At 72.2% G+C, this 5,210-nt stretch carries 8 protein-coding genes; 4 read left to right on the plus strand and 4 right to left on the minus strand.

What is annotated here, in order from left to right; genetic code table 11:
- Nucleotides 1-246 precede the first annotated feature (246 nt).
- Together Q0112_RS17400 and Q0112_RS17405 are read left to right on the plus strand one after the other, a co-directional pair.
- The gene (locus Q0112_RS17400) at nt 247-522 is read left to right on the plus strand and encodes a type II toxin-antitoxin system CcdA family antitoxin (RefSeq protein ID WP_297977274.1); all 276 of its coding nucleotides are present in this window, start codon (nt 247-249) and stop codon (nt 520-522) included.
- On the plus strand, nt 510-800 hold the full coding sequence (locus Q0112_RS17405; RefSeq protein ID WP_297977275.1) for a CcdB family protein: 291 nt from the start codon (nt 510-512) through the stop codon (nt 798-800). The genes Q0112_RS17400 and Q0112_RS17405 overlap by 13 nt, the downstream gene beginning before the upstream one ends.
- 69 nt (nt 801-869) lie before the next feature.
- Here the strand turns inward: Q0112_RS17405 and Q0112_RS17410 are convergent, their stop codons facing one another.
- Together Q0112_RS17410 and ribA are read right to left on the minus strand one after the other, a co-directional pair.
- Nucleotides 870-1,529, minus strand: coding sequence for a L,D-transpeptidase (locus tag Q0112_RS17410; protein ID WP_367278484.1), 660 nt, complete (start codon nt 1,527-1,529; stop codon nt 870-872).
- 1 nt (nt 1,530) lies between these two features.
- Nucleotides 1,531-2,601: a GTP cyclohydrolase II gene (ribA, locus tag Q0112_RS17415; RefSeq protein ID WP_297977276.1), complete on the minus strand. Its 1,071-nt coding sequence runs from the start codon at nt 2,599-2,601 to the stop codon at nt 1,531-1,533.
- A 149-nt stretch (nt 2,602-2,750) separates the two neighbouring features.
- On the opposite strand from ribA, the gene Q0112_RS17420 reads away from it, so the two are divergent.
- On the plus strand, nt 2,751-3,437 hold the full coding sequence (locus Q0112_RS17420) for a response regulator transcription factor (protein WP_297977277.1): 687 nt from the start codon (nt 2,751-2,753) through the stop codon (nt 3,435-3,437).
- On the opposite strand, the gene Q0112_RS17425 is transcribed toward Q0112_RS17420, so the two are convergent.
- Entirely contained in the window at nt 3,419-3,883 is a 465-nt protein-coding gene (locus tag Q0112_RS17425; protein WP_297977278.1) for a MarR family transcriptional regulator, read from the minus strand. The genes Q0112_RS17420 and Q0112_RS17425 overlap by 19 nt on opposite strands.
- A gap of 58 nt (nt 3,884-3,941) precedes the next feature.
- Between Q0112_RS17425 and Q0112_RS17430 the strand changes: the two genes are divergently transcribed.
- The gene (locus tag Q0112_RS17430; protein ID WP_297977279.1) at nt 3,942-4,640 is read left to right on the plus strand and encodes a DUF899 family protein; all 699 of its coding nucleotides are present in this window, start codon (nt 3,942-3,944) and stop codon (nt 4,638-4,640) included.
- Nucleotides 4,641-4,688: 48 nt separating this feature from the next.
- Here the strand turns inward: Q0112_RS17430 and Q0112_RS17435 are convergent.
- Nucleotides 4,689-5,210, minus strand: a 522-nt coding sequence (locus Q0112_RS17435; protein WP_367278485.1) for an FAD-dependent oxidoreductase, incomplete at its 5' end; no start/stop codon positions are given.

Here is a 5,210-nt window from a genome sequence, read left to right on the forward strand (position 1 = left end):
CCGGGGCGCCCGAAGCCCCGGTCCCGCGGCTCGGCCTCGCCCTGCCGTCCGACGCCATTCTCGGCAGGGCCGAGGGCCGGGTGCATCTGTCCGGCCGTCCGGCCCGGGGAATGCGCTTCGCGCTGGTCCGGGGCGGGCTGGGCGATTGCCGCTGAGTGCGGCGCGAGCCTCGTCGCCGCCGCCAACGTCGCCATATGCCCGTACTTGATCCAGATAGGTTGGCGGTATAAAATGGTGGTATAGTGATTGAGCATCGACGGGGCATCCATGTCGGCGGCTACAAAACGGAAGACGTCCGTCACCATCGATGCGGCGGCGCTCGATGCCGCCCATGATCTCGGCATCAACGTCTCCGCAGTGGCCGATGCGGCCCTCCAGAATGCGGTCGCCCAGGCCCGGCGCAGCAAGTGGCTCGACGAGAATGCCGATGCATTCGCCAGGCAGGCCGAGTGGCACGAGCGCAACGGACATCCGCTCGCCGAGATTCTCGCCTCCCCCGGAACGGCGTCGTGGAGCGCCTGAGGCGCTTCGACATCGCCGAATACCGCCGCGTGACGATGGTCGTCGTCGAAAGCGACCTGCTTCCGCCGGATCCCGCGGTCGTCGTCATTCCCCTCCTTCCGGACTATCCGGTCGTCCGATACCTGAACCCCGAGATCCGGCACGGCGGGCAGCGCCTTGTCCTGGCGACGCGCCTGATCGCGGCGGTTCGCGGATCGAGCCTGCGCCGCGCGGGAAGTGCGGCGGACCAGGGTGACGAGATCACCAGGGCGATCGACATCCTGATGGGTGGCGTATGACCGCCGGCTCCGATCGCGATCCCGTATGTCGCGACGAACGGAATGCGGCGACCGCGACGCCCGCGGTCTTCAGCCGCGGATGACCACCCGGTCGCGCGGGGTCCAGCGCCGCAGGATCCAGGCGAGATCCTCGGGGCGGAAGGCGACGCAACCCGCCGTCGGGTGGCGCGGGCGGCGCCAGACGTGCAGGAAGATCGCGCTCCCCCGCCCGGGCACCGGCGGGTGCCGGTTCCAGTCGAGCACCGCCACGAGGTCGTACATGCGATCGGGCCGGCGCAACGCCTCGTGGCCGAAGCGGCGCGGCCGCAGCACCGGGTGGTTGTAGTCGGGATCGGCCGGATCGTCCGACCAGCCGTCGCGCGGGCCGATGGCGTGGGTGGGTAGGAGCGTCGCCGGAGTGCCGGCGGCGCGGCGGTCCGGGCGGCGGAGCACCGCCTCGATGCGGTGGCGGCCGGCCGGCGTGATCCTATCGCCCTCGGCGCGCTTCTCGCCGATCCCGCCCCCGCCGATGGCGCAGGGAAAGATGCGGCCGCGGAAGCGCGCGCCCCAGGGGCCGACGACGAGATCGGCGCCGAAAAGGCTGCGCCCTCCCCACCTGTCCCGCCCGAGGCCCCTGCCTCGGGCAGTGCCCGCCTCGCCCCCAGGCGGGCGCTTCTCGCCCGCCGGGTCGGGCGCTGCCCTCTTCGCCTTGGACCAGCGCCCCCTGCAGAGTCCCGCCGGCGGCATCATGTCAGAGCAGGTGCCCGCTCTTCGCGGCCTTGGTGTCGAGGTAGCGGCTGTTGAACGGCGTCCGCCCGACACGGAGCGGCACCCGCTCGACCACCTCGAGGCCGCAGCCCTGCATCATCGCCACCTTGCGCGGGTTGTTGGTCATCAGCCGGACGCGGGAGAAGCCGAGCTCCTTCAGGATGTTGGCGCCGATGCGGAAGTCGCGCTCGTCGTCCTCGAACCCCAGCCGGTGGTTGGCCTCCACCGTGTCGAAGCCCTGGTCCTGCAGCGCATAGGCGCGCATCTTGTTGGCGAGCCCGATCCCCCGCCCCTCCTGGTTGAGATAGAGCAGGACGCCGGCGCCAGCCGCGCCGATCTGCGCCAGCGCGGCGTCGAGCTGCGCCCCGCAGTCGCACTTGAGGCTGCCGATGAGATCGCCGGTGAAGCAGGCCGAATGCAGCCGGCAGAGCACCGGGGCCGCGCGGTCGGGCGCGCCGATCTCGACGGCGTAATGCTCCTCGGCGCCGTCGAGCGGACGGAAGACCCGGACCTTGCCTGCCTCCGACGCCCGGAGCGGCACCCGCGCCGCCGCGATCTCCTGCAACTCCGCCGAGCCGCCGAGCGCCACCTCGCCGACCTCGAGCGCCGTCAGCCCCTCGGGTGCCGCCCCCGCGACCGGCACCACCAGCGCCGCCGGCAGGAGATGCGCCTGCTTGCAGAGCGCGATCGCCGCCCGGTGCAGCGCCGCGCTGCCGCCGCGCCGGGCGATGTAGGGCCCCTTCATCGGCCAGTCGAGATCGGCCGAGGGGTCGGCCGTCGCCTGCACCCAGGCGAGCCCGGCATCGGCCGGCAGCGCCACCCGCGCCACGTCGCCGTCGTAGGCGCGCGCCTTCAGCGTCGCCGCCCGCCGCTCGGTCAGCGCCACGTCGACCGGCCCGAGGGCGCGCAGGTCGGCGAGCCGCGCCGCGGTCGCGCTCTCCGCCGCGAGCGCCAGCGCCGCGCCGCCCTCGCCGCGCAGCACCACCGGCAGCCCCATGCGCAGGTCCGACCGGGCCCGGGCGAGCCGCTCCAGCGATGTGAGGCCGAGCGCCATGCGATGTCCCTTCCCGCTGTTCCGGCCGGCATTCGATGACGGTTCTGAAACATTTGCCGCCGCCCGGACACACTGCCGTGAGCCTCCGACGAGAAATATTGCGACGGACGTAGGAAACCAACAGGTCGATGACGAAAAGGAGAGCAGTGATGGCCGTGGTGAAGAAGATCCTCCTGGTGGACGACGATCCCGACCTGCGCGAGGCGCTGGCGGACCAGCTGGTGATGACCGAGGAGTTCGACGTCTTCGAGGCGGGCGACGGCGAGGGCGGCATCGCCCGCGCCAGGGAGCAGCACTACGACCTCGTCATCCTCGACGTCGGCCTGCCCGACATGGACGGCCGCGAGCTCTGCCGCCTGCTGCGCAAGGAGGGGGTGAAGTGCCCGATCCTGATGCTGACCGGCCACGCCACCGACAGCGACCAGATCCAGGGCCTCGACGCCGGCGCCAACGACTATATCGCCAAGCCCTTCAAGCTGCCGGTGCTGCTGGCGCGCATCCGCGCCCAGCTCCGCCAGCACGAGCAGTCCGAGGACGCCGTGTTCGGCGTCGGCCCCTACAGCTTCCGCCCGGCGGCGAAGCTCCTGCTCGACGAGGCGGACAGGAAGATCCGCCTGACCGAGAAGGAGACCAACATCCTGAAGTACCTCTACCGCGCGGGCGCCGGCGTGGTGCCGCGCGACGAGCTGCTGCACGAGGTCTGGGGCTACAACGCCGGCGTCACCACCCACACGCTCGAGACCCACATCTACCGCCTGCGGCAGAAGATCGAGCCCGATCCGGGCAACGCGAGGATCCTCGTCACCGAGCCCGGCGGCTACCGGCTCGTCCCCTGACCGGCTGACAGCGCCGCCAGCGCATCCCGGAGGCCGCCCCCGGCGGCCGCCACCTCCGCGTCCACCTCGGCGTGCACCTCGCGCCAGACCGGCACCGCCTGCGCCAGGACCGCACGCCCGGCGTCGGTCAGCGCCAGCCGCCGGCTGCGCCGGTCCTCTCCCGGCTCCGAGCGCACCAGCCCGCGCCGCTCGAGCGGCTTCAGCGCCGCGGTCAGCGTGGTGCGGTCCATCGCCAGCACCGCCGCCACCGCTCCCATCGCCGGCGGCTCCGGCCGGTTGAGCGCGTTGAGCAGCGAGAACTGCCCGCTGGTCAGCCCGAGCGGCCGGAAGGCGGCGTCGAACCGCCGCGCCAGCGCCCGCGCCGCCCGCTGCGCGTGCAGGCAGAGGCAGCGGTCGCGGATCTCGAGCGTCGTGGCGTGGGAGGCGTCGGGAACCGGCTTTGACATGCCGGCATTATGTTGATATCAACATACCCGCTCAAGCGGAATCGCGAAGGAGACGCCGATGACCCGCCAGGAGAAGCTCGTGCCCGCCGAGGCGCTCGCCGCCAGGAACACCGCCCACCTCCCGAACGAAAGTCCCGAATACCGCGCCGCCCGCAACGCGCTCCTCGTCCAGGAGATCGAGTCCCGCCGCGTCGCCGAGCGGGCGGCCGAGCTCCGCCGCCGGCTCCCGCCGGGCGGGGCGGTGCCCGAGGACTACCGCTTCACCGGCGAGGAAGGGCCGGTCACCCTCTCCGGGCTCTTCGGCGGGCACGACACCCTCGTCATCTACAGCTACATGTTCGGGCCAGAGCGCAAGGCGCCCTGCCCGATGTGCACCTCCTTCATGGGCTCCTTCGCCACCAAGATCGCCGACGTCCGCCAGCGCGTCGCCATCGCCTTCACCGCCCGCTCCCCGATCGAGCGGCTCGTCGAGGCCAAGCGCGCCCGCGGCTGGACCGACATCCCGGTCTATTCCGACGGCGAAGGCGCCTTCACCCGCGCCTACGTCAGCGCCGAGGACGCCGACATGCCCGGCCTCACCGTCTTCACCCGCAGGGACGGCATCGTCCGCCACTTCTGGAGCAGCGAGATCTCGGGCGACATGGCCGATCCCGGCCAGGACCCGCGCGGCCAGCCCGAGATGGACCCGCTCTGGCTCCTCCTCGACACCACCCCCGGCGGGCGCGGGACGGACTGGTACCCGAAGCTCGCCTACTGATACGAGGCGATATCGCCTCAACGATACCTGATTCCGGTAGGCGTAGGTTCATCCCTCTCGCCCGGCCCGCATCTCCTGCCAGCGGATCACCGCGTTCGCGCCCAGCCAGGCGAAGGGCTGGGGCGGCAGGCGGCTCGGCTTCGGCTGGTCCATGTAGCGGGCCAGCTCCTCGGAGCGTCGGCCCGTCGCCAGATCCGCGGCCATCATGCCGGCGAGGGTGCTCTTGACGGTGCCGAGCCCGTTCTCGCAGCAGGCCGAGAAGACGCCCTCCTCGACCTCGCCGAAGGCCGGAACGTGGTTCAGGCTCAGGCAGAGGCGGCCGGCCCAGCTGTGCTCGAAGGGGATCCCGGCGAGGTCGGGGAAGCGGGCGTCGAGCGAGCGGCGCTGCTGTACGGCGGTGGCGGCCACCCGCTTCTCGGACACCTGCACGCTCGGGTCGTAGGTGAAGCGGGTGCGGATGACGATGCGCGACCCGTCCTCGCCGGTGATCTTGCGCAGGGTTGCGCCCATCGGGTCGGCGGGGAGGAGGCCCCAGCGGTCGCGGCCGGCCTTGTCGTGAAAGGGCGCGGT

Origin of the sequence: uncultured Amaricoccus sp. (assembly GCF_937858865.1) — a bacterium.
In the GTDB taxonomy this organism is placed as follows: Bacteria; Pseudomonadota; Alphaproteobacteria; order Rhodobacterales; family Rhodobacteraceae; genus Amaricoccus.